Here is a 24,704-nt window from a genome sequence, read left to right as displayed (position 1 = left end):
CCCACCAGGAAGCGAGCACCAGATGAGCCCCGCGGACCCGGCGTCCAACCTCAACCTGCCGAACGCGCTGACCGCCCTGCGCATCGTGCTCGTGCCCTTCTTCGTGTGGTTCCTGTGGGTGGGAGGCACCCAGGGGGAGGACTCCCTGGGCATGCGGTGGGCCGCCCTGGCGGTCTTCGCGGTCGCCATGTACACGGACAAGCTCGACGGCGACATCGCCCGGGCCCGCGGGCTGATCACCAGCTTCGGCAAGATCGCCGACCCCATCGCCGACAAGCTGCTGACCGGCGCCGCGTTCGTGGTGCTCTCGATGCTCGGCGAGCTGTGGTGGTGGGTGACCGTGGTGATCCTCGTCCGCGAGTGGGGGATCACGCTCCTGCGCTTCGTCGTCATCCGCTACGGCGTCATGGCCGCCTCGAAGGGCGGCAAGCTCAAGACCGTCCTGCAGACCGTGGCGCTCCTGCTCCTGCTGCTCCCGCTGGTGCCCCTGGTGGGCGCGTGGTGGCCGTGGCTGGGCTGGATCGCGATGGGGGCGGCCCTCGTGGTCACGGTCGTGACCGGCGTGGACTACGTGGTCAAGGCGGTCCAGCTGCGCCGCCGGGCGCTGGCCGGGCGGAACGCGGCGTGACGGAGCCGCAGCCGGCCGCCCGGGCGCTCGTCGAGGAGGCCGTCCGCCGGGCGCTGACGGTCGCGACCGCGGAGTCCCTCACGGGGGGAGCGCTGGCCGCCGCCGTCGTCGACGTCCCCGGGGCCTCGGCCTGCTTCGAGGGCGCGGTCGTCTCCTACTCCAACCGGGTCAAGACCGAGGTCCTCGGTGTGCCGGCCCGGCTGCTCGCCGAGCGGGGCTCCGTCGACCCCGACGTCGCGGTCGCCATGGCCGAGGGCGCCCGCCGCCGCCTCGGCACGGACTGGGCCGTCTCCACCACGGGCGCCGCCGGCCCCGAGCCGCACGACGGCAAGCCGGTGGGCACGGTCTACCTGGGCGTCGCCGGACCGGGCGGGTCCACCGTCCACGAGCTGGCCGCGGCGGGGGGCCGGGCGGAGATCCGGGCGGCCGCCGTGCGCGCCGCCCTCGAGCGGCTCACGGCGGCCCTGGTGCTCCCAGCCAACTCACAGTGAAAAACCGCCTCCTGCGGGGAAGAATGGAACCGTCAGCGGGGTTAGCAATGATCGCAGGCTCGAGTTGAGCCGATCGAAGTCAAGATGTCGACCGGCCGGCGCCGAGGCACCGCCCGCAGCAGGCGGTGAAGCTGCCGCACACACGAGGAGACGAGCGATTCACATGACCAAGCAACCCGTGTCCGTCAATGGCGTCGTCCGTTGGAAGGACGTGGGCCTCGACGAGGACGACAGCACCGAGACGAAGGACATGAAGATGGGTGTACTCCGCCAGGAGATCGGTGAGGTCCTGCGCAGCGTCCGCCAGCGCCAGGGACGCACCCTCCGAGAGGTCTCGCACAGCGCCCGCGTCTCCCTCGGCTACCTCAGCGAGGTGGAGCGCGGACAGAAGGAGGCCTCCTCCGAGCTGCTCGCGTCGATCTGCGCCGCGCTCGACATCCCGATGTCCCAGATGCTGCGCGAGGTCGCGGACCGCCTGGCCTACGCCGAGGGCCTCCTGGTCCCGGACACCGTGCCCAGCGACCTCACCGAGCAGTACTCGCGGGAGTTCGGCCGCGTCAACGGCGGCGAGGCCGCCGCGGCCGGCGCCCGCTGATCCGCCCGGGCGACCCGCCGCCCGCCCACGACGTCCCGGAGGGCTCGTCGGTCCCAGGACCGCCGGGCCCTCCGGCCTGTGCCGGCCCCGCCGCCCGGATGGCAGGATGGACGGGCACGACCCCCGACCGGCAGCACGACGAAGGAGGACGCGGATGAGGCTGAGCAGCTTCTGGCAGCTCATGGCCGACGAGTTCGGCGCGGGCTACAGCAGGGTCCTGGCCCGGGACCTGGTGCTCGGGGAGCTCGAGCACCGCACGGCCGCCGAGGCCATCGAGGCCGGCGTCGACCCGCGGACCGTGTGGTTCGCCCTCTGCCGGGCCCAGGACGTCCCCGAGTCCCGCTGGTGGGGCGTGGACCGCCCGCCCCGGGACTGACACCCGCCGGGCTCCCGGCGCGCCCGTGGACCCGCGACCGCTTCGAAGGTATATTCGAAGCAGCGGGTCGCGGACTGCACAGCCCGGTCCGTCCCGGGACAGTGGTTCCCGCTCCTCCCCAGACCCCGCGCGAAGCCTTACGGTGTCCGACCACGGCGATACCGTGGAACACGAAAAGACCAGCAGCAACGGTTCCGGCCGCACCGGCGGAACCCCCCGAACACGAGGTGGACCATGGCAGCCAAGGGCAGCAACAAGCAGAGCGCCGACCAGCAGTTCGGCAGCGACCGCGAGAAGGCTCTCGAGACCGTTCTCGCGCAGATCGACAAGAACTACGGCAAGGGCTCGGTCATGCGCCTGGGCGACCGTCCGGCGACCAAGATCGAGACCATCCCCACCGGGTCCATCGCGATGGACGTCGCGCTGGGCATCGGCGGGTTCCCGCGCGGGCGCGTCGTGGAGATCTACGGCCCGGAGTCCTCCGGCAAGACGACCGTGGCCCTGCACGCGGTCGCCAACGTCCAGAAGGCCGGCGGGATCGCCGCCTTCATCGACGCCGAGCACGCCCTCGACCCCTCCTACGCCGAGAAGCTCGGCGTGGACACCGACAGCCTGCTGGTCTCGCAGCCGGACACCGGTGAGCAGGCCCTGGAGATCATGGACATGCTCGTCGGCTCCGGATCCATCGACATCATCGTCATCGACTCGGTGGCGGCCCTGGTGCCCAAGGCCGAGATCGAGGGCGAGATGGGCGACAGCCACGTGGGCCTGCAGGCCCGCCTGATGAGCCAGGCGCTGCGCAAGATCACCGGCCGGCTCTCCCACTCGAACACCACCGCGATCTTCATCAACCAGCTGCGCGAGAAGATCGGGGTGTTCTTCGGCAGCCCCGAGACCACCACCGGTGGCAAGGCGCTGAAGTTCTACGCCTCGGTCCGCGTGGACGTGCGCCGCATCGAGACCCTCAAGGACGGGGCCAACCCGGTGGGCAACCGGACCCGCGCCAAGATCGTCAAGAACAAGATGGCGCCGCCCTTCAAGCAGGCCGAGTTCGACATCCTCTACGGGGAGGGCATCTCCACCGAGGGCGGGCTCATCGACATGGGCGTGGAGCACGGCATCGTCAAGAAGTCCGGGGCGTGGTTCACCTACGAGGGCGACCAGCTGGGGCAGGGCAAGGAGAACTCGCGCCGGTTCCTCAAGGACAACCCGGAGCTGGCCGAGGAGATCGAGCGCCGGATCCTGGTGAAGCTCGGGGTCGTCGAGGAGCCGGAGACCGCCGAGGAGACCGCGGAGGAGCAGCCCGTGACCGGGCTGCCCACCGAGGTCGCCGGCCCGGCCTTCTGAGCGGGTCCGTGACCGAGAGCCCGTACGACCGCCGGCGCCGCCGGTCCTCCGCCCGCCACCGCGGGCCGGAGGGCCCGGCGGCGTCGTCGTCCCCGGCCCAGGACCCCGAGCCGGACGCCCGGGAGGTGGCCCGGGCGATCGTCCTGCGCCAGCTCACCGCCTCGGCGAAGAGCCGCAAGCAGCTCGAGGACAAGCTCGCCGACCGCAACGTCCCCGAGGACGTCGCCCGGGAGGTGCTGGACCGGTTCGAGGAGGTCGACCTCGTCGACGACGCCCAGTTCGCGGAGCTCTACGTCCGCTCCCGGGCCGGCTCCCGCAAGCTCTCCCGGTCCGCGATCCGGCGGGAGCTGGCCACCCGCGGCGTCACGGGGGAGATCGCCGAGTCGGCGCTCGAGCAGCGCACCGACGAGGACGAGCGGGCGGACGCCGCCGAGCTGGTGCGCCGCAAGCTCCCCGCCGGGGCCGAGCTCACCGACCGCGCCGAGCGGGACAAGGCCGTGCGGCGGCTGGTCGGGATGCTCGGGCGCAAGGGCTACCCGCCCGGGCTGGCCTTCGCCGTGGTGAAGGAGGAGCTCGAGGCGCGCTCCGGTGCCGCGGTCCGGGACGACGAGACGGGCGAGGAACACCCGGAGACCCCGTGACCGGGACCGCCCCGTACAATTGTCCGGTGATGTCGACCCCCGCAGCCCTTTCCCCGGACCCGACCGCGTCCTCCGGCGCGCCCGCCCCGCGCTCCTACGAGGTGCGCACGTTCGGGTGCCAGATGAACGTCCACGACTCCGAGCGGATCACGGGTCTGCTCGAGGCCGCCGGCTACGTCCCCGCCGCCGGCGGCGAGCCGGACCTCGTGGTGTTCAACACGTGCGCCGTGCGCGAGAACGCCGACAACAGGCTCTACGGCAACCTCGGCCAGCTCGTGCCCGCCAAGAAGCGCAACAAGGACCTGCAGATCGCCGTCGGCGGCTGCCTCGCGCAGAAGGACCAGGACACCATCCTCGAGCGGGCGCCGTGGGTGGACGTCGTCTTCGGCACCCACAACATCGGCTCCCTCCCCGCCCTGCTGGAGCGCTCGCGGCACAACGCCGAGGCGCAGCTGGAGATCCTCGACGCCCTCGAGGTGTTCCCCTCGACGCTGCCCACCAAGCGGGACAGCGCCTACTCGGGGTGGGTCTCGATCTCCGTGGGCTGCAACAACACCTGCACGTTCTGCATCGTCCCGTCCCTGCGCGGCAAGGAGAAGGACCGGCGGCCCGGGGAGGTCCTCGCCGAGGTGCAGGCCCTCGTGGACGACGGGGCGGTCGAGGTCACGCTCCTGGGGCAGAACGTGAACTCCTACGGCGTGGAGTTCGGGGACCGCGGGGCGTTCGCCAAGCTGCTGCGGGCGTGCGGGCAGATCGAGGGCCTGGAGCGCGTGCGCTTCACCAGCCCGCACCCGGCCGCGTTCACCGACGACGTCATCGACGCCATGGCGGAGACCCCCAACGTCATGCCGCAGCTGCACATGCCCCTGCAGTCCGGCTCCGACCGGATCCTCAAGGAGATGCGCCGCTCCTACCGCTCGAAGCGGTTCCTCGGGATCCTGGACACGGTCCGCGAGCGCATCCCGGAGGCCGCGATCACCACGGACATCATCGTGGGCTTCCCGGGGGAGACCGAGGAGGACTTCCAGGCCACCCTCGACGTCGTGGCGGCCTCCCGCTTCTCCTCGGCGTACACGTTCCAGTACTCCGTCCGGCCCGGCACCCCCGCGGGGGAGATGGCGGACCAGGTGCCGAAGGCCGTGGTGCAGGAGCGCTTCGAGCGGCTCGTGGCGCTGCAGGACCGGATCGCCGCGGAGGAGAACCGGGCGGTGGTCGGCCGGCAGGTCGAGCTGCTCGTCACCGCGGAGGCCGGCAAGAAGTCCGAGCAGACCCACCGGCTCTCGGGCCGCGCGCGGGACCAGCGGCTCGTCCACTTCTCCGTCCCGGAGGGCGCCGAGGTCCCGCGGCCCGGCGACTTCGTGACGGTCGTCGTCACCGGCGCCGCCGCCTACCACCTCGTCGCCGACCCCCGGTCCCCGCAGGACTACGCGCTGCGGCGCTCGCGGGCCGGGGACGCCTGGGACCGCCGCCAGGCCGAGTCCTGCGGGGTCCCCGCCGCCCCGGGCGCCGCCGGCCCCGGGCCCGTGAGCCTGGGCATGCCGGGCCTCCCCGTCCGGTGACCCGCTCGGAGCTGCCGGTCGTCGCCGTCGTCGGGCCCACGGGCACCGGCAAGACCGCCCTGGGCGTCGAGCTCGCCCTGCGGCTGGGCGGGGAGGTCGTCAACGCCGACTCCATGCAGTTCTACCGCGGGATGGACATCGGCACCGCCAAGGCGACCGCGGAGGAGCGGCGCGGGGTGCCCCACCACCTCCTCGACGTCCTCGACGTCACCGAGGAGGCCTCGGTCGCGGACTTCCAGCGCGCCGCCCGGACCCGATTCGCAGAAATCCGCGTCCGCGGCCGGGTCCCCGTCCTGGTGGGCGGCTCGGGACTCTACGTGCGCGCGGCCCTGGACGTGCTCGAGCTGCCCGGCACCGACCCCGCGGTGCGGGCCCGGATCGAGGACGAGCTCGCGGCGCGGGGCCCCGGCGCCCTGCGGGAGCGGCTGCGCCAGGTGGATCCGGCGTCCGCCGCCCGGCTGCAGGACGAGCGGCGGCTGGTGCGCGCCCTGGAGGTGTGGGAGCTCACCGGCCGCCCGTTCACGTCCTTCATGCCCCGCCGCGAGCACGTGGAGCCCACGGTGCAGATCGGCCTGGACCTCGAGCGTGCCGCGCTGCACGACCGGCTCGCCCGCCGGGTCGGGGCCATGGTCGAGGCCGGCCTGGAGACCGAGGTGCGCGCCCTGGCGGCCCGCGGGCTGCGCGAGGGGCGCACGGCCTCCCGTGCCCTGGGCTACGGCCAGTTCCTGGACGTGGTGGACGGCCGCGCCACCGTGGCGGAGGCGGTCGAGGCCACCGTGGTGGCCACCCGCCGCTTCGCCCGCCGCCAGCGGACCTGGTTCCGTGCGGACCCCCGGGTGCACTGGCTGGACCCGTCCGCGCCCGGCCTCGCGGAGCGCGCCGCGGACGTCGTCGAACGGGTCGCGGCCGGGGGCTGAACCGCGGACCCGGCCGCGGACCGGCGGCCGGGTCCGCGTATCATGGCCGGGTGACTTCCGCCCAGAGCCCCACCGCCCAGCACGAGGACACCCGCCCCGCCCCGGACACCACCCCCGGCGCCGGCCCCTGGGGGGAGCTCCGGGGCCGCGACTTCGCCAAGGGCCACGGCACGGGCAACGACTTCGTGCTGCTGACCGATCCGCACGCGGAGCTGGCCCTGGACGCCGAGCTGGTGACCCTGGTGTGCGACCGCCACCGCGGCATCGGGGGGGACGGGCTGATCCGCGCCGTGCGCTCCGAGGCGATCCCCGAGGGGCGGGCCGTCCTCGAGGCGGCGCCGGACGCCGAGTGGTTCATGGACTACCGCAACAACGACGGCTCCGTCGCCGAGATGTGCGGCAACGGGGTGCGGGTCTTCGTCCACTACCTGCTCCAGCGGGGTCTCGCCGCGGTCCCCGAGGGGGACGTGCTGCGCATCGGCACCCGCGCCGGGGTGAAGACCGTGGCCCGCACCGACTCCGGCTACGCCGTGGACATGGGGCCGTGGACCTTCCTCGACGGGGACGCGGCCCGGTCCCGCGGCTCGGACGCCGTCGTGACCGCCGAGGGGCTGAAGGTGCCCCGCCCCGCGCTGTCGATCGGCATGGGCAACCCGCACACCGTCGTGGCGCTCGCGGAGGGGGAGAAGCTCGACCAGCTCGGGCTGCACACTGCTCCCGTTGTGCGCCCGGAGCCCGTGGACGGGACCAACGTCGAGTTCGTGGTCCCCGCCGACGGCGACGACGACGGCGTGGGCCGGGTGCGGATGCGCGTGCACGAGCGCGGCGTGGGCGAGACGCAGTCCTGCGGGACGGGCGCGTGCGCCGCGGCGGCCGCGACGCGCTTCTGGGGCGGCGCCACGGCCCCCGACCAGTGGCTCGTGCAGGTGCCCGGCGGGATCGTCTCCGTGACGTTCGTCCCGGCGCCCGACGGCGCCGAGCACGTGGTGCTGGCCGGACCGGCCGTGCTGGTGGCCGACGGCACCTTCGTCTGAGGCCTGAGGCCTGAGGCCTGAGGCCCGAGGTTTGTGGGGGCGGCCCGGTGCCGGTCGCTCAGTCCCGCCGTTCGACGAGCAGGACCCGGAACCCCTTGTCGGTCGTGTGCCGGGAGACCCGGAAGGCGGCGCCCAGCGCGGTGCCGAGCCACTTCTGCAGCGAGTCCGCCCCGAGGTTCTTCTGCACCACCAGCCACGCCGTGCCGCCCTCGGCCAGCCGCGGCAGCCACTGGAGGAGCAGCTCGTGCAGCTGCTGCTTGCCGATCCGGATGGGCGGATTGGACCAGATGGTGTCGAAGCGCCGCTCCGCGGGCACCTGCTCCGGCAGCATCGCCTCCACGCCGGTCAGGCCCAGGGCCGCCGCGTTGTCCCGGGTGAGCCCGAGCGAGCGCTCGTTGACGTCCACGGCCGTGACCCGGGCCCCCGGGGCGGCCCCGGCCAGGCTCAGCGCGATCGGGCCCCACCCGCAACCGATGTCCAGGAGCTCCGCCCCGGCGGGGTCGGGAACATTTTCCAGCAGCACGGACGTTCCCTTGTCGAGACCCCGCGGACTGAACACCCCGTTGGAGGTCTGCAGCGAGACCTCCCGCCCCCGCAGCCGCACGGCCACGGACCGCCGCACCTCGGGGACCGAGGGGTCCTCGGAGAAGTAGTGCTCGGTCCCCGGGTTGGGGGTCGCCGGGCCGGCCACGGGATCGGGGGAGTCGGGAGGCGGTGCCATAGCGCCCCATGCTACCGACAGCGCCCGCCGCGCACGCACCGGGAACCGGGGCGGACCCCGCCGGGACGCCCGGCTCCGACGCCGGGATGTCCGGCTCCGCCACTAGAATGTACTGATCAGCATCCCGTCCGAAAGGAACCATGACCCACCCCCGTGAAACCCCTGCCGAGCCCCGCGACGCCGCGGAGCCCGAGAACGGCCTGAGCCGGCAGGACCTGGAGGACGTCGTCGAGCGCGTGCTGTCCCGGGCCCGTGCCCGGGAGCAGGCCGCCGGGCAGGACACCGCCCCCGAGGACGACTCCACCGCGCCGGGCCGGTTCTCCGGCCGGGCCCGGGAGCTGGCCGACGCCGAGGACGGGCACACCGTCCACGACGGCGACCAGCAGGACCTCGAGGAGCGCCGCGCGCTGCGCCGCGTCGCGGGCCTGTCCACCGAGCTCGAGGACGTCACCGAGCTCGAGTACCGCCAGCTGCGCCTGGAGCGCGTGGTGCTGGCCGGGCTGTGGACGGAGGGCACGCTCGCGGAGGCCGAGAACTCCCTGCGCGAACTGGCCGCGCTCGCCGAGACCGCGGGCTCCGAGGTGCTGGACGGCATCGTCCAGCGCCGGCTCAAGCCGGACCCGGCCACGTACCTGGGCTCGGGCAAGGCCAAGGAGCTGCGGGACATCGTCGCCGCGACCGGCGCGGACACCGTCGTCGTCGACTCCGAGCTCGCCCCCTCCCAGCGGCGCGGCCTGGAGGACGTCGTGAAGGTCAAGGTCATCGACCGCACGGGTCTGATCCTCGACATCTTCGCCCAGCACGCCAAGTCCAAGGAGGGCAAGGCCCAGGTCGAGCTCGCCCAGCTCGAGTACCTGCTCCCGCGCCTGCGCGGCTGGGGCGAGTCCCTGTCCCGCCAGGCCGGCGGTCGCGCCGCCGCCGGTGAGGGCATCGGCTCCCGCGGCCCCGGTGAGACCAAGATCGAGCTGGACCGCCGGCGCATCCGCACCCGCATGGCCAAGCTGCGGCGTGAGATCGCCGCGATGAAGCCGGCGCGCGAGACCAAGCGGCTCAACCGCCGCCGCCACTCCGTGCCCTCGGTGGCGATCGCCGGCTACACCAACGCGGGCAAGTCCTCGCTGCTGAACCGGCTCACGGACGCGGGCGTGCTCGTGGAGAACGCCCTGTTCGCCACCCTGGACCCCACGGTCCGCCGCGCGCAGACACCGGACGGCATCGGCTACACGCTCTCGGACACGGTCGGCTTCGTCCGGTCGCTGCCCACGCAGCTCGTCGAGGCGTTCCGCTCCACCCTGGAGGAGGTCGCCGACTCCGACCTCATCCTGCACGTGGTGGACGCCTCCCACCCGGACCCGGAGGGCCAGATCCGCGCCGTGCGCCAGGTCTTCACGGACATCGACGCGCAGAACATCCCCGAGATCATCGCCCTGAACAAGGTGGACGCCGCCGACCCGTTCGTGGTCGAGCGGATCAAGCAGCGCGAGCGCAACGTGGTGGTGGTCTCGGCCCGCACCGGGGAGGGCATCGAGGAGCTCCGGCAGCGGATCAGCGAGTCCATCCCGCGGCCCGAGACGGTGCTGGACCTGCTCGTCCCCTACCAGCGCGGCGACGTGGTCAGCCGGCTGCACGACTGGGACGCGGAGATCCTGCGCACCGAGCACCTGCCCGAGGGCACCCACCTGCTCGTGAAGGTCCGCGAGGACCTCGCGGCCGAGCTCGCGGAGTTCGCCCCCGAGCGCGCTCCCGGCTTCGGCGCCGAGAGCGCCTGAGCGCGTGGCCGCCGCATTCGTGGACGAGTCCGGGCACGACGTCTCGGGCGTGCGCCCGGAGACCCTGCCCGGGGCCAAGGACTCCCTGGCCCTGCTGGACACCGCCGTGACCGCGATGGGCGGGCAGGTCCGGGACGGGCAGCGGCTGATGACCGCCAAGGTGGCCGAGGCCCTGGACCGGGGCCGGCACCTGCTGGTCCAGGCGGGGACCGGCACCGGCAAGTCCCTCGCGTACCTGGCCCCGCTCGTGGAGCACGCCCAGCGCGCGGACAAGCCGGTGGTCGTGGCCACCGCGACGCTCGCGCTGCAGTCGCAGATCGTCGGCCGGGACGTGCCGCGCCTGCTGGCCGCCCTCGAGGGCGAGCTCGAGCGGGACGTGGACGTGGCCCTGCTCAAGGGCCGCAGCAACTACGCGTGCCTGCACAAGATCGAGGGCGGCTACCCGTCCGACGACGAGCCCGGCGCGCTCTTCGCGCTGCCCGACGCCGCCCCGCACCCCGGCCCGCCGCAGCCCGAGGCCGCCGAGAACCACGGGCGGCTGGGGCAGGAGGTCCAGCGCCTGCGCGAGTGGGCCCGCGAGACCGGGACCGGCGACCGGGACGAGGTGCTCCCCGGGGTCAGCGACCGCGCCTGGCGCCAGGTGTCGGTCACGGCCAAGGAGTGCCTGGGCCGCAGCTGTCCCCTGGTCGAGGACTGCTTCGCGGAGCTCGCCAAGCAGCGGGCCGGTGAGGCCGACATCGTCATCACCAACCACGCCCTGCTCGCGATCAACGCGTTCGAGGGCATCACGGTGCTGCCCGAGCACGACGTCGTGGTCATCGACGAGGCCCACGAGCTCCAGGACCGGGTGACGGGCGCCGTCACCGGACAGCTCTCCGCGGCGATGGTCCGCTCGGCCGCCGCGTCCGCGCGCAAGCACACCTCCGCGAGCCCCGACTCGCTCACCGCCGGGGCCGCCAACCTCGAGGCCGCCCTGATGGGCGCTCCCGCCGAGCTGCTGCACCGCGGCCTCGGGGACGCCCAGGCGGCGGCCGTGGCCCAGATCCGGGACGCCGCCCGCACCGTGATGACCGAGTCCAAGGCCGGTCCCGGGGAGAAGGACGGGGACGCCGGCCGGCAGATGGCCCGCTCCCGGGTGAGCGACGTCCTCGACCTGGCCGAGCGGATCCTCGCCGCCGAGGAGCACCGCGAGGTGCTGTGGATCTCGCGCCAGGGCGGCTGGGAGCCGGGCCGCGGCTACGTGCCCGCGGAGGACACCGACCCGGCGACCCTGCACGTGGCCCCGCTCAGCGTGGCCGGCACCCTGCGGGAGGGGCTCTTCGACGGGCGCACCGTGGTCCTCACCTCCGCCACCCTGTCCGTCGGCTCGTCCTTCGACTCCGCCGCCGGCGCCCTCGGCCTGCGGGGCGAGGGCGCCCCGCGCTGGGAGGGCGTGGACGTCGGCAGCCCGTTCGACTACCCGAAGCAGGGCATCCTCTACCTCGCCAAGCACCTGGAGAAGCCCGGCCGCCGGCTCACGGAGGCCCAGCTGGACGAGATGCTGGCCCTGCTGGAGGCCTCCAGGGGCGGGGCCCTCGGGCTCTTCTCCTCCCGCCGGGCGGCGGAGGAGGCGGCCGAGGCGCTCCGCGGGCGCACCGACCTGCCGATCCTGTGCCAGGGGGAGTCCTCGCTCGCGGGACTCGTCCAGGAGTTCACCGACGACCCGGCCACGAGCCTGTTCGGCACGATGAGCCTGTGGCAGGGCGTCGACGTCCCGGGGGCCTCGTGCCGGCTCGTGATGATCGACCGGATCCCCTTCCCGCGCCCGGACGACCCGCTGGCGAGCGCCCGCAGCCGCGCCGCGGAACGGGCCGGCGGCAACGGGTTCATGTCCGTGTCCGCGACGCACGCGGCCGTGCGGCTCGCCCAGGGGGCCGGGCGGCTCATCCGCGCGGGCGGGGACCGGGGCGTCGTGGCGATCCTGGACTCCCGGATCGCGACCGCCCGCTACGGCGGCTTCCTCCGCGGGTCCCTGCCGCCGCTGTGGACCACCACGGACCGCCAGGTGGTGCTCGGCGCCCTGCAGCGGCTCTCCGTGGGCTGAGCACGTCCGGCGGACGCCCGGGGTCTCCCCGGACCGCGCCGGGCCCGCACGGGGTGCGGACAGCAGGAGGTGTCCGGACGGCGGCCGGCCCGGACGGCAACGGGCCCCCCCACCGGCGGCGGAGGGCCCGGGTGCCGGGGCGTGCGGCGGCTCAGAGGCTGCGCAGCACCGAGACGACCTTGCCCATCACGGTGGCGTGGTCGCCGAGGATCGGCTCGTAGCGCGTGTTCTGCGGCAGCAGCCAGGTGTGGCCGTCCCGCTGGCGGAAGGTCTTGACCGTGGCCTCGTCGTCGAGCAGGGCGGCCACGATGTCACCGTTGTCGGCGGCGCTCTGCCGGCGCACCACCACCCAGTCGCCGTCGCAGATCGCGGCGTCGATCATCGAGTCGCCCTTGACGCGCAGCATGAACAGCTCGCCGTGCCCGACCAGCTGGCGGGGCAGCGCGAGGACGTCCTCCACGGACTGCTCGGCCGTGATCGGCCCGCCGGCGGCGATGTGGCCCACCAGGGGGACCATCGTCACGTCCGCCGAGGTGGACAGCTCGGCCACGGCGTTCTGGGCGGCGGGACGAGCGGTCCGGCTCGCCGGTGCCGCCGGGGCCTCCTGCGACGGCTCGGCGGACTCCGCCCCGGCGGTCCCGCGCAGCTGCAGGGGAGTGAGCACCTCCATGGCCCGCGGGCGCTTGGGGTCGCGGCGCAGGTAGCCCAGCTTCTCGAGCTGGGCGAGCTGGTGGGTGACGCTGGAGAGCGAGGCCAGGCCCACGAGGTCCCCGATCTCCCGCATGGACGGCGGATAGCCGTGCTCGGCGATGGAGCGCTGGATGGCCTCGAGGATGGTGCGCTGGCGCACGGTGAGCCCGCGGCTGCGCGAGCGTGCCCCGGGGCGGGCGCCCCGGGCGCGGGGCTCCTCGGGGGTGGGGGGCTGGGCCATGGGAGCGTCGTCCTTTCCCGTCCGGCTGCAGGTGCCGCAGCCGGTCTGCGCGGTCCCGGTTCCGATGTCGGACCCGGGTGGTTCGATGGGTCCCGGTCGGCAGGCGCAGGGGATCCGCAGCGCGCGCCGGCCGGGGGCCCGGACCTGTCCTCAGCCTAGGCGACACGCCGTGTGTGTTCAAACATATGTACGACCCGCTGTCGACAGCATTCGCAGACACGTGCTAGACATGGGTCATCGGTATTCGAAAGTATGTTCGATCGAATGGAGGCCCGCGAGGGTCGTCGACCGGACCGGTGTTCGAGATCGCCCGCTCCGTGCGGGAACGTCAAGGAGTTCATGTCATGAGTGCCAGTGCCACCCTTACCGCCGTCGTCGCCCGCCGCCGCGAGTCCGCAGGATCCGCCCGGGGGCTCGGCCGTGCGCTCCGGCGGGCCCGTCCCGCCCGCTCCGCGTCCCGCACCCCGCTGACCCTGACCCGCCGCGGCCGCCTGGTGTTCCTGGGGCTGCCCGTCCTGGCCGGCTCCGCCGCCCTGGTGGTGCTCGCCGTGATCTTCCTCGTCCCCTCGACGGCCACGGCCACGAGCGCACCCGTCCCGGGCTCCGGGACCGAGCAGACCACCGTGTTCCCCGGGCAGAGCCTGTGGGAGCTCGCCGTGGCGGCCGATCCGGACCGGGACCCGCGGGAGGTCATGGACGAGATCGTGGAGCTCAACGACCTGGACAGCTCCGTGCTCGTGGCCGGCCAGCTCCTCGAGGTCCCGGCCGCCTGAGCCGCCCGCCCGATCAGCACGCCCCGCTCTGTACGCCCCGCTCTGTACACCCCGATCTGTACGCCCCGGGCGGAGCACTAAACTGTCCGGGTGACGCAGAACCTGGACCGACTCAACGCCCTCCCGCTCCGCGACGACCTGCGCGGCAAGACGCCGTACGGCGCCCCGCAGCTCGACGTCGCCGTGGCGCTCAACACCAACGAGAACACTCATCCGGTCCCGGCGGACGTGCACGCGGCGATCGTCCGGGAGGTCACCGAGGCGGCCTGGACCCTCAACCGGTACCCGGACCGCGAGTTCACCGCCCTGCGCGAGGAGCTCGCCGCGTACCTCGGCCACGGGCTCGGGCCCGGGAACCTGTGGGCGGCCAACGGGTCCAACGAGATCCTGCAGCAGATCCTGCAGGCCTTCGGCGGCCCGGGCCGCACCCTGCTCAGCTTCGTCCCCACCTACTCGATGTACCCGCTGCTGGCCTCCGGCACGCACACCGGCTTCGTCGCCGGGGAGCGGGCGGCGGACTTCGGCCTGTCCGCGGAGTCCGCGGCCGAGCAGGTGCGCCGGCACCGCCCCGACGTGGTCTTCCTCTGCTCGCCCAACAACCCGACCGGCACCGCGCTGGGCTCGGACGTGGTCACCGCCGTGTACGAGGCGGGGGAGGAGTTCCGCACCGTCGTGGTGGTCGACGAGGCGTACGCGGAGTTCTCCCACGGCGGCACCCCCACCGCGCTCACGCTGCTCGAGGGCCGGCCCCGGCTGATCGTCTCCCGCACCATGAGCAAGGCGTTCGCGCTCGCCGGCGCCCGCCTCGGCTACTTCGCGGCGGCGCCGGAGGTCGCCGACGCCGTGCGCCTGGTCCGGCTGCCGTACCACCTCTCCGCCGTCACCCAGGCCACGGCCCTGGCGGCCCTGCGCCACTCGGAGTCGCTGCTGGCCAACGTGGAGGACATCAAGGTCCAGCGCGACCGGATCGTCGACGAGCTCAAGCGGATCGGGCTGGAGCCGGCCGAGTCGGACTCCAACTTCGTGTTCTTCGGCGGCATGGAGGACTCCCGGGCCGTGTGGGGGGAGCTGCTCGAGGACGGGGTGCTCGTGCGGGACGTCGGGATCCCCGGCCACCTGCGCGTCACCGCCGGCACCGAGGAGGAGACCACCGCGTTCCTGACCAGCATGGAGCGGATCGTCTCCGGCGGCTGAGGGGCCCCGGGGCCGGGTCCTCCCGACCCGGATAGCATGGAGGCAGACCACCACCACCGGGCCCGGGGCGCCGCCGTGCGTCCCGGCCCGGACCATCCGCGGCCCACCGACGGCCGTGCCGCGCCCGCGAGGAGTTCCCACCGAATGAGCGACCAGACCACCACCGGCACCCGTGCGCCCCGCCGCGCCGCCCTGGAGCGGCGCACGAGCGAGTCCACGGTGTCCGTCGAGATCGACCTCGACGGCACCGGCGAGAACGACATCGACACCTCGGTGCCCTTCTACGACCACATGCTCACCGCGCTGTCGAAGCACTCCCTGATCGACATGCGGATCCGGGCGACCGGGGACACCCACATCGACGTCCACCACACCGTCGAGGACACCGCGATCGTCCTCGGGGACGCCCTGCGCCAGGCGCTGGGCGAGAAGGCCGGGATCCGCCGGTTCGGCGAGGCCACCGTCCCGCTGGACGAGGCCCTGGCCAACGCCGTGGTCGACATCTCCGGCCGGCCCTACGCGGTGCACACCGGCGAGCCGGAGGGCCAGCAGTACCACCTCATCGGCGGGCACTTCACCGGCTCCATGGTCCAGCACGTCTTCGAGTCCCTGGCCCACCACGCCGGGATCTGCCTGCACGTCACGCTGCTGGCCGGCCGGGACCCGCACCACATCGCCGAGGCCCAGTTCAAGGCCCTGGCCCGCGCGCTGCGCCAGGCCGTGGAGCCCGATCCCCGGGTCCGCGGCATCCCGTCCACGAAGGGGGCCCTGTGAGCACCGACGGCACCACCGCGACGGACGGCACCGGCCGGCCCACCGTCACGGTCCTCGACTACGGCGCCGGCAACGTGCGCTCGGCCGTGCGCGCCCTCGAGGCCGCCGGCGCGGACGTGGTGCTCAGCGCCGACCCCGAGGCGGTGCTCGACGCCGACGGCCTCGTGGTCCCCGGCGTCGGCGCGTTCGCCGCCGTCATGGACGGTCTGCGCTCCGTGGACGCGCTGCGCCTGATCGGCCGCCGCCTCGCCGGCGGACGGCCCGTGCTGGGCATCTGCGTGGGCCTGCAGGTCCTCTTCGACTCCGGGGTGGAGCACGGCCAGGAGACCGAGGGCATGGGCGAGTGGCCCGGCGTCGTCGAACGGCTGAAGGCCGACGTCGTCCCGCACATGGGCTGGAACACGGTCGACCCGCCCGAGGGCAGCGTCCTGTTCCGGGGCATCGAGGACCAGCGCTTCTATTTCGTGCACTCCTACGGGGTGCAGGAGTGGGACTTCCCGCAGAGCATCCAGAAGATGCGGCCGCCGCAGGTCACCTGGTCCGACCACGGCGGGCGCTTCATCGCCGCTGTGGAGAACGGGGCCCTGTGCGCCACGCAGTTCCACCCCGAGAAGTCCTCCGAGGCGGGCATCCAGCTGCTGCGCAACTGGCTCGGCACCCTGCCGCGCACGGGACGCCTCGACCACCTCAAGGCCGGCGACCCCCTCGGCGGGGACACCCTGGCCGGCCGGCCGACCCTGGAGAGCCAGGACGGCGCCGCGTGAGCGCGGCCGTCGTCGTCATGGTGCTCGGGGCGTTCGTCGCCGGCGGCGCCATCTCGTTCCACCAGCAGCGCAAGCCGCTGTGGACGGTCGTCCTCCTGGCCGCCGTCGCGGCGGCCCTCGTCGGCTACGGCTGGTACGCCTGGTTCCAGGGCCGCTGAGCCCCGGGCCCACCCCGAACGCCCGCACACCCGCACCCGAGCACCGAGAGAAGAGAACCCATGTCCCTGAGCGAGACCCCCCGCCTCCAGCTGCTGCCCGCCGTCGACGTCGCGGACGGCCAGGCCGTGCGCCTGGTCCAGGGCGAGGCCGGCTCCGAGACCGGCTACGGCGACCCGCTCGAGGCCGCCCTCGCGTGGCAGGAGGCCGGCGCCGAGTGGATCCATCTCGTGGACCTCGACGCCGCCTTCGGCCGCGGCGACAACATCGACGTCCTCCGCCGCGTGGCCGCCGAGCTGGAGCTGAAGGTCGAGATGTCCGGCGGCATCCGCGACGACGCCTCGCTGGAGCGGGCGCTGTCCCTGGACCCCGCGCGGATCAACCTGGGCACCGCGGCCCTCGAGAACCCCGAGTGGACGCAGAAGGTGATCGCCGAGCACGGCGACGTCATCGCGGTGGGCCTCGACGTGCGGGGCACCGTGCTCGCCGCCCGCGGCTGGACCGAGGAGGGCGGGGACCTCTGGGAGGTCCTGGACCGCCTCGAGGAGCACGGCTGCGCCCGCTACGTGGTCACCGACGTCACCAAGGACGGCACCCTCAAGGGCCCCAACCTGGAGCTGCTGCAGGAGGTCGCGACCCGCACCGACAAGCCCGTGGTCGCCTCCGGGGGGATCTCCTCCCTCGAGGACCTCGCCGCCCTGCGCACCCTGGTGCCCTCCGGCGTCGAGGGCGCGATCGTGGGCAAGGCCCTCTACGCGGGCCGCTTCACCCTCGAGGAGGCCCTCGACGTGGCGGGCCGGCCGGGAGCGCGGTGACCGAGCGGCCCCTGCCGGCGCACATCGCCGCCCAGCTCGCGGGCGCGGGCGGCACGGAGGACACCGGCGGCCAGGCCTGGGCCGGGCGCGACCTGGGGGAGGGCACCAGCCACACCCACCGCTTCCCCGACGACGACGGCGCCGCCGCCCCGGCCGTGCTGCAGGCCCTCGAGGACCTGCGCGCGGGGAGGGGGGACGAGTCCGCGGTGGTCGCCGCGCTGGCCGGGACCCGGGTGTTCGTGCCCGTCGTGGCCGAGGTCTCGGCCTCGACCGTGACCGAGGCCGGTCTGGTGGCCGACAAGGAGGCCGACATGGCCCTCGTGTCCCTGCGGGCGGCGGACGGCCGGCAGGTGCTGCCGGTCTTCACGTCCACCGCGGCGCTCGCGCACTGGCACGACCGGGCGCGGCCGGTGGCCACGGACGTCCGCCGGGCGGCCGTGGCCGCGGTCAAGGACGGCACCCAGCTGCTCGTGCTCGACCCGGGCACGGAGCTCCCGTTCGTCGTGCGCCGCCCGGCCCTCTGGGCGCTGGCCCAGGGCAGGACCTGGACGCCCTCCTACCGCAGCCCGGCGGTCGGGGCGGCCGTGCGGCGCTGCGCCGAGGACCTGCCCGGGGTGCTCGGCGTGGGGACGGCCCCCGGCGACGGGGTGGCCGTGCGCGCCGCGGACGGGGCGGTCGTCCGGGGCGGCGGGGCGGGCCCCGAGCTGGCCGTGGTGCTGTCCCTGCGCGCCGGGCTCGACCGGGCGCAGCTGGACGACGTCGTCGCCCGCTTCCAGGCCCGGCTGAGCGTCGAGCCGGCCCTCGCGGAGGACGTGGACTCGATGCAGCTGCGTCTCACGACGGCGGGCTGACCCGGGGAACCCGGATCAGCCCGCGGCACGCGTGGTGACGGTCCTTCAGGTGACGGGACCCGTGAACCGCTCGCCGGGTCCCTGGCCGGGGGCGTCCGGGTAGCGCGAGGCCTCCCGGAACGCGAGCTGCAGGGTGCGCAGGCCGTCGCGCAGCGGAGCGGCGTGCTGCGAGCCGATCTCCGGGGCCGCGGCGGTGACGAAGCCGGCCAGCGCGATGATGAGCTTGCGCGCCTCGTCGAGGTCCTTGAGCTCCTCCGCGTCCTCGCCGGCGGCGAGACCGCACTTCACGGCGGCGGCGCTCATGAGGTGCACGGCCGCGGTCGTGATGACCTCGATGGCGGGGACCTCCGCGATGTCGCGCATCTGCTCGTCGACGGCGCTGACCGTCTCCTGCGGGATCTCCTGGCCGGACCGTGCGGCGTCGTCGTCGAAGCGGAAGGTGTTCTCGGAAGTCATGTCCCAACTCTGCCACACCGCTGTCCGCCGCCCGGACCGTCCCGGCCCCGCCGGCACTATCCTGCTGGGGAGGCCGGGGGACGGCCGGGAGGAGGCGGGGACGCCGTGTGGATCGGGTGGATCGAGTTCGACGTGCTCCTGGCGGACGTGCACTCCCTCAAGGGCAAGCGCTCCGTGGTGCGGCCCCTCGTCGCAGAGCTGCGCCGCAGGTTCCCCGTGACCGCGGCCGAGGTCGGCCACCTGGAGCTCCACCGCCGGGCCCTGGTGGGCACCGCCGTGGTCGCGGCCGACGCCGCCCGCCTCGTCGAGGTCCTCGACGACGTCGAGCGCTTCGTCGCCGCCCGCCCGGAGACGGAGCTGCTCTCGGCCCGCCGGGCCCTGCACAGCACCGAGGACGAGTGACAGCGCGCACGCCCGCCGTTTCCCGAACCGGCGGCCCATGGGCTAGACTGGTCGGCAGTGTGCAAGTGGAGGAGACTCCCACCCGCGCCGGCCACGGTCCCCGATCCGCTCGGACGACCTGATCACGGCCGCCGGGTCCGCGACGACATCGTCCGCACGACGGCACGGCCGGGAGTTCCCGCGTCCGCTCCGTCACGCAGCGCGCCACCCCCGGGTGGCGCACCGATGAGCCTCCGCTTGCCGACCGCAGCGGGGGCTTTTTGTCGTTGCGGACCGGACCGAACCATGAGGTCCCCGGAAACCTCCGGGCGACCACGCAGAACATCAGGAGCACGGCATTAGCGATCCACGTATCAATGACAGAATCCGAGTCCCCGAAGTCCGTCTCGTCGGACCCGCAGGCGAGCAGGTCGGCATCGTCCGCGTCGAGGACGCACTGAGGCTGGCCCGCGAATCGGATCTCGATCTGGTCGAGGTGGCGCCCAACGCCAAGCCGCCGGTGGCCAAGCTCATGGACTTCGGCAAGTACAAGTACGAGGCCGCGGTCAAGGCCCGGGAGTCGCGCAAGAACCAGACGAACACGGTCCTCAAGGAGGTCCGGTTCCGGCTCAAGATCGACACCCACGACTACGAGACCAAGGTCGGCCACGCCAAGCGGTTCCTCGGGGCTGGCGACAAGGTCAAGGCCATGATCCAGTTCCGCGGCCGCGAGCAGCAGCGCCCCGAGATGGGCGTCCGCCTGCTCGAGCGCTTCGCGAACGACGTCGCGGAGGTCGGCGCGGTCGAGTCGAGCCCCCGGGTTGACGGCCGCAACATGGTGATGGTCGTGGGCCCGCTGAAGAACAAGGCCGAGGCCAAGGCCGAGGCGCGCCGCCAGAAGCAGCGCGACGAGGCGAAGGCCGAGAACGAGCGCAAGGCGAAGGACAAGATCGACACGTCCTCCGCGGCGCCCGTGACCCAGTCGATCGGGGACGCGTTCCCGGCCGAGCTGCGCGAACGGGCCGGGCAGGCCGAGGAGCCGGTGCAGCAGCCGGCCCCGGAGCCCGAGGTCCAGGAGCCGGCACCGGCCCCCGAGGTCCCGGAGACGGCGCAGGCCGCCGCCCCCGAGCCCGAGGCCGTCGAGACCCCGGAGCCCGAGGTCGCGGATGCGCCCGAGGTCGTCGAGGCCCCGGCGCCGAAGGCCGCCCCGAAGCCGCCGGCCCCGAAGGCCCCGGCGCCCAAGGCCCCGGCCGCGGCGCCGAAAGCCCCCCGGCCCGGCCCCAAGCCGGGCGCCAAGCCCGGGCCCCAGGCCTGAGCGGCGCACGACCTTCCGCGCGAGCGGAGCAGAACTGACAGCGCCCCGCGGCGCGCAGCCGGTCCCGGTTGCGCCCAGGGGCACCGTGGAGGTGCGGCGGACGTCGCCGTGCCCTCCGGTGGCCACCACCGGAAGAAACGCAAGGAGAGCGGCCACATGCCGAAGATGAAGACCCACAGCGGGGCGAAGAAGCGCTTCAAGCTCACCGGTACCGGCAAGGTGAAGCGCCAGCAGGCCAACCGCCGCCACTACCTGGAGCACAAGTCCTCGCGGCTGACCCGCCGCCTGGCCTCCGACCAGATCGTGGCCCCCGGCGACGCCAAGGTCATCAAGAAGATGCTGGGCAAGTAGTCCCCACCGCATCCCCCGGGGAGTCCGACTCCCCGCCCCGCACAGATTTGACCTCCCGGCCGAGCGGCCGGGACCGAAGTGAAGGAGTACACACGTGGCACGTGTGAAGCGGGCGGTCAACGCCCACAAGAAGCGCCGGGAAATCCTCGAGCAGGCCTCCGGCTACCGCGGCCAGCGCTCGCGCCTGTACCGCAAGGCGAAGGAGCAGGTCACCCACTCGTTCGTCTACAGCTACAACGACCGCCGGAAGCGCAAGGGCGACTTCCGCCGGCTTTGGATCCAGCGCATCAACGCCGCGGCCCGCGCCAACGGCCTGACCTACAACCGCTTCATCCAGGGCCTCAAGGCCGCCGAGGTGGAGGTCGACCGCCGGATGCTCGCCGAGCTGGCCGTGAACGACCAGCAGGCGTTCGCCGGTCTGGTCGAGATCGCGAAGAACGCCCTGCCGGAGGACACCTCCGCGCCGCGCGAAGCCGCCGCCTGAGCACAGTCGGAGCAGTGAACCTCACGGAGCGCCTGGCCGCCCAGCCGATGTCCAACCCCCGAGCCGATCGGGTCAGGGACGTCGCGGGACTGGCCGGGCGCTCCGCGCGTTCCAAGCGCGGGCTGTTCCTCGCCGAGGGCCCGCAGAACGCCCGCGAGGCCCTCGCCCGGCACCCGGAGTCCCCGTGCGTGGACGCCGTCTACGTCACCGAGGACGCCCTGGGCCGCCACCCGGACATCGCCGCGCTCCTCGAGCGCGTGGCCGAGGACCGCTCCGTGTTCGTGCGCCTCGTGACGCGGGAGGTCCTCGCCGCGATGAGCGACGCGGTGACCCCGCAGGGCGTCGTCGTCGTGTGCCGCCCCCTCGACGCGGACCTCGGGGCCGTGCTCGCCGCCCGGCCGCGGCTCGTGGCCGTGCTGGCCCGGGTCCAGGACCCCGGCAACGCCGGCACCGTGCTGCGCGCGGCGGACGCCGCCGGCGCGGACGCGGTGGTGATCACCGCCGGCAGCGTGGACGTCTACAACCCCAAGACCGTGCGCTCGACCGCCGGCTCCCTCTTCCACCTCCCCGTCGTCGTGGGCGCCGACCTGCCCGCGCTGCTCGGGGCCGCCCGCGCCGCTGGGTGCGGCGTGCTGGCCGCCGACGGCCACGGGGACGTCGACCTCGACCGCCTCCAGGACGCCTCCGCCGCCCGGGCCGCCGGCGCGGACGGGGTCGACACCCCCTACGACCTGGCCCGCCCCACCGTGTGGCTCTTCGGCAACGAGGCCCGGGGACTGTCCAAGGAGGAGAAGGCGCTGGCCGACCACCGCGTCGCCGTGCCGGTGCACGGCCGGGCCGAGTCCCTCAACGTGGGCACCGCCGCCACCGTGTGCCTCTACGCCTCGGCCCGGGCCCAGCGGCGCCCCGGCGCCGGGGACGGGCACTGAGCCCGTGACCGCACCGCTGCCCGCCGCGTACCGCACCCAGGTGGTCGGCGCCGCCCTCCTCGACGACGCCCGCCGCCCCATGGCCTTCCTCGCCGCGCAGCGGGCCTACCCCGAGGCCCTGCGGGGCCTGTGGGAGTTCCCCGGCGGCAAGCAGGAGCCGGACGAGAGCTGCGAGCAGGCCCTGGTGCGGGAGTGCGCCGAAGAGCTCGGCGTGGACGTCCGGCTGCTCGCGGAGGTGCGCGGACCGCACGCGCAGGGCTGGCCGCTCAAGGACACCGCGGCGATGCGGGTCTGGACGGCCGTCGCCGCCGGCGGCGACCCCCGGCCCGTGGTGGGGGAGGACCACCTGGCCGTGCGGTGGCTCCCGCTCGCCGACCCCGCCGCCGCGCTCGAGCTCCCCTGGATCCCGGCCGACCTGCCGATCGTGCACGCCCTGCTGGACCACCTGCGGGGCTGACCCGGTCCGTGCCGGCCGACCGGCACGACCACGTCCTCCGGCGGCCGACCGGGCCGTGGCGGGTCAGGGAGCAGCGGGCGCCGGTCAGCCGTGGTGCCGGGGCCCTGGGACGTAGCCGCCGTCGGCGAGACCGGCCCCGACCTCGAAGGGGTTGCGGTGCGCCGGGTGCCCGCAGCGCAGCACCGACCACCCCGCGGCCAGGAGGTAGGCCGGCAGGAAGGGCAGGCCCAGCCACTGCGCCCACTGGGTCGCGTGGCGGGACTCGTGGGCCACGAGCCGGGGGCGGGCCGCGACGTCGTCGATCCCGGCGCGGAACAGGACCACGTTGCCCACGGTGAACGCCCCGGCCCGCGGCAGCCGGGGCCTGTAGCCGAACCCGAGAATCAGCCCCTCGGGCCCGCGGACTACGCGGGTGCCCGTGACGGTGGCGACGAGCAAGCCCAGTGGAGTAGACAAATTTGTTATGTTCCAGAGCCGCCGTGAGCGCGCCGCGCGGCTCAGTTTAAGGGTCATGGGTCCAGCGTAGGTCTGTTCAAGGAAGCCTGCCCAAGTAAAGAACCACGACACCGACTATTACCCGGCACAACCCGATCAAATAGGTCGCCGTCAGTGGCATAACGGGGAACGCGGCTTGGACTGCGACGATTGCCTCCGTCCCCAACCCGGATACAAAGCGTAGATGCTAGCTACAGGGATCGTCCGTAGCGTCCGCGTCAGTCGCGTAAATGACACGTTGTATATTCCTGGGGTAACCACGGTGGGTCACCGCTGACTGAACTCCTTTAGGCATATAAGGAGGGAGTTGCCGATTCACTCGGCGGTGATCAACCGAGCCAGGAAGACGAAGACCTAAGGCACGAAATTCCTCTGGAGAAGAAGGCGAGGTGCTCCGTGCTATGGGTTTTCACTACCCATCGCCTCCGCCACGGAAGCGGGGCCCGATGCCCCGGGGTCCGCTCATGTCGAGGCTTCCCCCGTTCCTCGGTACATCAATTGTTCGCCGACACTGAGCATGCCGTCTCCACCGACACGGTGCTCGCCAGCAACCTCCGAGTCAACGTGGCCAATGTAGGTCCGCAGGTCGCAGGGTTCTACCGAGCCGCCGAGGGTAGGCTACGGATCGTCTTCCACATTGGGAACATCTAGCCTGTACTGAGCCAGGACTTCGTGGTTACGACCACCGAAGGGTTCTGCTGGAGCGCTTACAAGCTCGGCGTAGTTGGCGACGGCATCCACCAGGCGTTTACAGTCAGCCCAACGACGATGTACGACCGTCTCCGATGCCGAACAGGGGCTGTGCGAGCGGTCGGGTCATGCGCAAGTAGGTCGCCAACGTCGTGGACCAGACAGAGCAGCTGACAACCGGCGCCGATGAGTTCGCCGCCGTGGTAGGGCTGGCGGGGAGTAAAACATGCGCGGCTCCTACACTCCTGTCCCGGCCCATTAAGGAGACACGAGCCGATGGGCGAGTCCTTTGGCTACCTTCATCCCCGGCTGGACGCCTGTGAGGCTGACCGCGGGGAGGAGAAGAAATGGACGGGCTGGCACCGGCTCGAGACTGACCTCGGGCCCTTGAGTCCAGAGCCCAACGAGAGGGCCGGTTGCGAGTAGACACGCTAATAGCTTGGTGGTGCAACCGTTTATCGCTGAGGGGGCTAATCTGGCCCTTCACAGATGAGCATGGGTAGCCGGGGGCGCGCGGGCTTCTCGAGGGGTGTGTTGTGAGGGCTGGGTAGAGGTCGAGGCCTCCAGGATGGGTAGCGACCAAGCAACCTGATCCATGAAGGCCTCGACGTGTCTCATGCTATCTGCGCGCCCGCGTGCGCGCTCTTCGACCTGTCCGATGTCCACGTGCTCGCCGTCGAGCGTGGTCCGCGCTCGTTCACCCTGGCCGTGGAGACAGTGCCGGCGG

The 24,704-nt window shown here is 73.4% G+C and carries 28 protein-coding genes; 24 read left to right on the top strand and 4 right to left on the bottom strand.

Annotated elements, in window-relative coordinates:
* Positions 1–22: 22 nt before the first annotated feature.
* The 9 genes from pgsA (at position 23) to dapF (ending at position 7,588) form a co-directional block, all read left to right on the top strand.
* A complete protein-coding gene (gene pgsA / locus CK505_RS14815) occupies positions 23–628 on the top strand; it encodes a CDP-diacylglycerol--glycerol-3-phosphate 3-phosphatidyltransferase (protein ID WP_017832914.1) in 606 nt (201 codons plus the stop codon).
* Positions 625–1,119 (top strand): CinA family protein, encoded by a 495-nt coding sequence (locus CK505_RS14810; protein WP_095651567.1) that lies wholly within the window; start codon positions 625–627, stop codon positions 1,117–1,119. The genes pgsA and CK505_RS14810 overlap by 4 nt, the downstream gene beginning before the upstream one ends.
* A 163-nt stretch (positions 1,120–1,282) precedes the next feature.
* Complete coding sequence (locus CK505_RS14805; protein WP_017832912.1) at positions 1,283–1,714, top strand: helix-turn-helix domain-containing protein; 432 nt, start codon at positions 1,283–1,285, stop codon at positions 1,712–1,714.
* A gap of 154 nt (positions 1,715–1,868) precedes the next feature.
* Entirely contained in the window at positions 1,869–2,090 is a 222-nt protein-coding gene (locus tag CK505_RS14800; RefSeq protein WP_017832911.1) for a DUF3046 domain-containing protein, read from the top strand.
* A gap of 234 nt (positions 2,091–2,324) precedes the next feature.
* Positions 2,325–3,437, top strand: coding sequence for a recombinase RecA (gene recA, locus CK505_RS14795; RefSeq protein ID WP_017832910.1), 1,113 nt, complete (start codon positions 2,325–2,327; stop codon positions 3,435–3,437).
* 125 nt (positions 3,438–3,562) lie between these two features.
* Entirely contained in the window at positions 3,563–4,078 is a 516-nt protein-coding gene (locus CK505_RS14790) for a regulatory protein RecX (RefSeq protein WP_237740429.1), read from the top strand.
* A 29-nt stretch (positions 4,079–4,107) separates the two neighbouring features.
* Positions 4,108–5,637, top strand: coding sequence for a tRNA (N6-isopentenyl adenosine(37)-C2)-methylthiotransferase MiaB (gene miaB, locus CK505_RS14785; RefSeq protein WP_095651578.1), 1,530 nt, complete (start codon positions 4,108–4,110; stop codon positions 5,635–5,637).
* Positions 5,634–6,554, top strand: coding sequence for a tRNA (adenosine(37)-N6)-dimethylallyltransferase MiaA (gene miaA, locus CK505_RS14780; RefSeq protein WP_017832907.1), 921 nt, complete (start codon positions 5,634–5,636; stop codon positions 6,552–6,554). The genes miaB and miaA overlap by 4 nt, the downstream gene beginning before the upstream one ends.
* Positions 6,555–6,604: 50 nt before the next feature.
* Positions 6,605–7,588 carry a diaminopimelate epimerase gene (dapF, locus tag CK505_RS14775; protein ID WP_095651566.1) on the top strand — a complete coding sequence of 328 codons (984 nt, stop codon included), beginning with the start codon at positions 6,605–6,607 and terminating at the stop codon, positions 7,586–7,588.
* 58 nt (positions 7,589–7,646) lie between these two features.
* Here dapF and CK505_RS14770 read toward each other — a convergent pair whose 3' ends face one another.
* Positions 7,647–8,309 (bottom strand): class I SAM-dependent methyltransferase, encoded by a 663-nt coding sequence (locus CK505_RS14770; RefSeq protein ID WP_176475374.1) that lies wholly within the window; start codon positions 8,307–8,309, stop codon positions 7,647–7,649.
* A gap of 140 nt (positions 8,310–8,449) precedes the next feature.
* Between CK505_RS14770 and hflX the strand changes: the two genes are divergently transcribed.
* Together hflX and CK505_RS14760 are read left to right on the top strand one after the other, a co-directional pair.
* A complete protein-coding gene (gene hflX / locus CK505_RS14765) occupies positions 8,450–10,078 on the top strand; it encodes a GTPase HflX (RefSeq protein WP_017832904.1) in 1,629 nt (542 codons plus the stop codon).
* Between the two features lie 4 nt (positions 10,079–10,082).
* On the top strand, positions 10,083–12,161 hold the full coding sequence (locus CK505_RS14760) for an ATP-dependent DNA helicase (RefSeq protein ID WP_303621208.1): 2,079 nt from the start codon (positions 10,083–10,085) through the stop codon (positions 12,159–12,161).
* A gap of 151 nt (positions 12,162–12,312) precedes the next feature.
* Here the strand turns inward: CK505_RS14760 and lexA are convergent, their stop codons facing one another.
* Positions 12,313–13,092, bottom strand: coding sequence for a transcriptional repressor LexA (lexA, locus tag CK505_RS14755; RefSeq protein WP_035929659.1), 780 nt, complete (start codon positions 13,090–13,092; stop codon positions 12,313–12,315).
* 344 nt (positions 13,093–13,436) lie between these two features.
* Between lexA and CK505_RS14750 the strand changes: the two genes are divergently transcribed.
* The 7 genes from CK505_RS14750 (at position 13,437) to CK505_RS14725 (ending at position 18,419) form a co-directional block, all read left to right on the top strand.
* Positions 13,437–13,865: a hypothetical protein gene (locus CK505_RS14750; RefSeq protein WP_095651565.1), complete on the top strand. Its 429-nt coding sequence runs from the start codon at positions 13,437–13,439 to the stop codon at positions 13,863–13,865.
* 90 nt (positions 13,866–13,955) lie between these two features.
* Entirely contained in the window at positions 13,956–15,059 is a 1,104-nt protein-coding gene (locus CK505_RS14745) for a histidinol-phosphate transaminase (protein WP_095651564.1), read from the top strand.
* A 144-nt stretch (positions 15,060–15,203) separates the two neighbouring features.
* Complete coding sequence (hisB, locus tag CK505_RS14740; RefSeq protein WP_017832899.1) at positions 15,204–15,833, top strand: imidazoleglycerol-phosphate dehydratase HisB; 630 nt, start codon at positions 15,204–15,206, stop codon at positions 15,831–15,833.
* Positions 15,830–16,597 carry an imidazole glycerol phosphate synthase subunit HisH gene (gene hisH / locus CK505_RS14735; protein ID WP_095651563.1) on the top strand — a complete coding sequence of 256 codons (768 nt, stop codon included), beginning with the start codon at positions 15,830–15,832 and terminating at the stop codon, positions 16,595–16,597. The genes hisB and hisH overlap by 4 nt, the downstream gene beginning before the upstream one ends.
* Positions 16,594–16,755, top strand: a complete 162-nt coding sequence (locus CK505_RS18550) for a hypothetical protein (RefSeq protein WP_017832897.1) — start codon at positions 16,594–16,596, stop codon at positions 16,753–16,755. The genes hisH and CK505_RS18550 overlap by 4 nt, the downstream gene beginning before the upstream one ends.
* 60 nt (positions 16,756–16,815) lie before the next feature.
* Entirely contained in the window at positions 16,816–17,568 is a 753-nt protein-coding gene (gene priA / locus CK505_RS14730) for a bifunctional 1-(5-phosphoribosyl)-5-((5-phosphoribosylamino)methylideneamino)imidazole-4-carboxamide isomerase/phosphoribosylanthranilate isomerase PriA (RefSeq protein WP_017832896.1), read from the top strand.
* Positions 17,565–18,419, top strand: coding sequence for an SseB family protein (locus tag CK505_RS14725; protein ID WP_035929647.1), 855 nt, complete (start codon positions 17,565–17,567; stop codon positions 18,417–18,419). The genes priA and CK505_RS14725 overlap by 4 nt, the downstream gene beginning before the upstream one ends.
* A gap of 45 nt (positions 18,420–18,464) precedes the next feature.
* On the opposite strand, the gene CK505_RS14720 is transcribed toward CK505_RS14725, so the two are convergent.
* Positions 18,465–18,875 (bottom strand): DUF1844 domain-containing protein, encoded by a 411-nt coding sequence (locus CK505_RS14720; protein WP_095651562.1) that lies wholly within the window; start codon positions 18,873–18,875, stop codon positions 18,465–18,467.
* A gap of 105 nt (positions 18,876–18,980) precedes the next feature.
* On the opposite strand from CK505_RS14720, the gene CK505_RS14715 reads away from it, so the two are divergent.
* The 6 genes from CK505_RS14715 (at position 18,981) to CK505_RS14690 (ending at position 22,792) form a co-directional block, all read left to right on the top strand.
* A complete protein-coding gene (locus tag CK505_RS14715) occupies positions 18,981–19,277 on the top strand; it encodes a DUF503 domain-containing protein (RefSeq protein ID WP_095651561.1) in 297 nt (98 codons plus the stop codon).
* A 337-nt stretch (positions 19,278–19,614) separates the two neighbouring features.
* Complete coding sequence (gene infC / locus CK505_RS14710) at positions 19,615–20,571, top strand: translation initiation factor IF-3 (protein ID WP_095651560.1); 957 nt, start codon at positions 19,615–19,617, stop codon at positions 20,569–20,571.
* A gap of 156 nt (positions 20,572–20,727) precedes the next feature.
* Complete coding sequence (gene rpmI, locus CK505_RS14705; RefSeq protein ID WP_017832891.1) at positions 20,728–20,922, top strand: 50S ribosomal protein L35; 195 nt, start codon at positions 20,728–20,730, stop codon at positions 20,920–20,922.
* A gap of 94 nt (positions 20,923–21,016) precedes the next feature.
* A complete protein-coding gene (gene rplT / locus CK505_RS14700) occupies positions 21,017–21,406 on the top strand; it encodes a 50S ribosomal protein L20 (RefSeq protein ID WP_031282709.1) in 390 nt (129 codons plus the stop codon).
* A 14-nt stretch (positions 21,407–21,420) separates the two neighbouring features.
* A complete protein-coding gene (locus CK505_RS14695; RefSeq protein ID WP_255250969.1) occupies positions 21,421–22,335 on the top strand; it encodes an RNA methyltransferase in 915 nt (304 codons plus the stop codon).
* Between the two features lie 4 nt (positions 22,336–22,339).
* Positions 22,340–22,792 carry a (deoxy)nucleoside triphosphate pyrophosphohydrolase gene (locus CK505_RS14690; RefSeq protein ID WP_255250968.1) on the top strand — a complete coding sequence of 151 codons (453 nt, stop codon included), beginning with the start codon at positions 22,340–22,342 and terminating at the stop codon, positions 22,790–22,792.
* A gap of 84 nt (positions 22,793–22,876) precedes the next feature.
* Here the strand turns inward: CK505_RS14690 and CK505_RS14685 are convergent, their stop codons facing one another.
* A complete protein-coding gene (locus tag CK505_RS14685; RefSeq protein WP_176475373.1) occupies positions 22,877–23,305 on the bottom strand; it encodes a DUF4157 domain-containing protein in 429 nt (142 codons plus the stop codon).
* Positions 23,306–24,704 lie beyond the last annotated feature (1,399 nt).

The sequence above is a fragment of the Kocuria sp. WN036 genome, from assembly GCF_002287015.1.
Lineage (GTDB): Bacteria > Actinomycetota > Actinomycetes > Actinomycetales > Micrococcaceae > Kocuria > Kocuria rosea.
This window is presented reverse-complemented; position numbering and strand designations above follow the sequence as displayed.

Bases quoted from the DNA above. Each gene is read 5' to 3' on its own strand.
- rpmI (WP_017832891.1), top strand. From the start codon at position 20,728: ATGCCGAAGATGAAGACCCACAGCGGGGCGAAGAAGCGCTTCAAGCTC.
- pgsA (WP_017832914.1), top strand. From the start codon at position 23: ATGAGCCCCGCGGACCCGGCGTCCAACCTCAACCTGCCGAACGCGCTG.
- CK505_RS14720 (WP_095651562.1), bottom strand. From the start codon at position 18,875: ATGACTTCCGAGAACACCTTCCGCTTCGACGACGACGCCGCACGGTCC.
- CK505_RS14685 (WP_176475373.1), bottom strand. From the start codon at position 23,305: ATGACCCTTAAACTGAGCCGCGCGGCGCGCTCACGGCGGCTCTGGAAC.
- CK505_RS14800 (WP_017832911.1), top strand. From the start codon at position 1,869: ATGAGGCTGAGCAGCTTCTGGCAGCTCATGGCCGACGAGTTCGGCGCG.
- CK505_RS14805 (WP_017832912.1), top strand. From the start codon at position 1,283: ATGACCAAGCAACCCGTGTCCGTCAATGGCGTCGTCCGTTGGAAGGAC.
- CK505_RS14750 (WP_095651565.1), top strand. From the start codon at position 13,437: ATGAGTGCCAGTGCCACCCTTACCGCCGTCGTCGCCCGCCGCCGCGAG.
- hisB (WP_017832899.1), top strand. From the start codon at position 15,204: ATGAGCGACCAGACCACCACCGGCACCCGTGCGCCCCGCCGCGCCGCC.
- recA (WP_017832910.1), top strand. From the start codon at position 2,325: ATGGCAGCCAAGGGCAGCAACAAGCAGAGCGCCGACCAGCAGTTCGGC.
- CK505_RS14770 (WP_176475374.1), bottom strand. From the start codon at position 8,309: ATGGCACCGCCTCCCGACTCCCCCGATCCCGTGGCCGGCCCGGCGACC.
- lexA (WP_035929659.1), bottom strand. From the start codon at position 13,092: ATGGCCCAGCCCCCCACCCCCGAGGAGCCCCGCGCCCGGGGCGCCCGC.
- hflX (WP_017832904.1), top strand. From the start codon at position 8,450: ATGACCCACCCCCGTGAAACCCCTGCCGAGCCCCGCGACGCCGCGGAG.
- priA (WP_017832896.1), top strand. From the start codon at position 16,816: ATGTCCCTGAGCGAGACCCCCCGCCTCCAGCTGCTGCCCGCCGTCGAC.
- miaB (WP_095651578.1), top strand. From the start codon at position 4,108: ATGTCGACCCCCGCAGCCCTTTCCCCGGACCCGACCGCGTCCTCCGGC.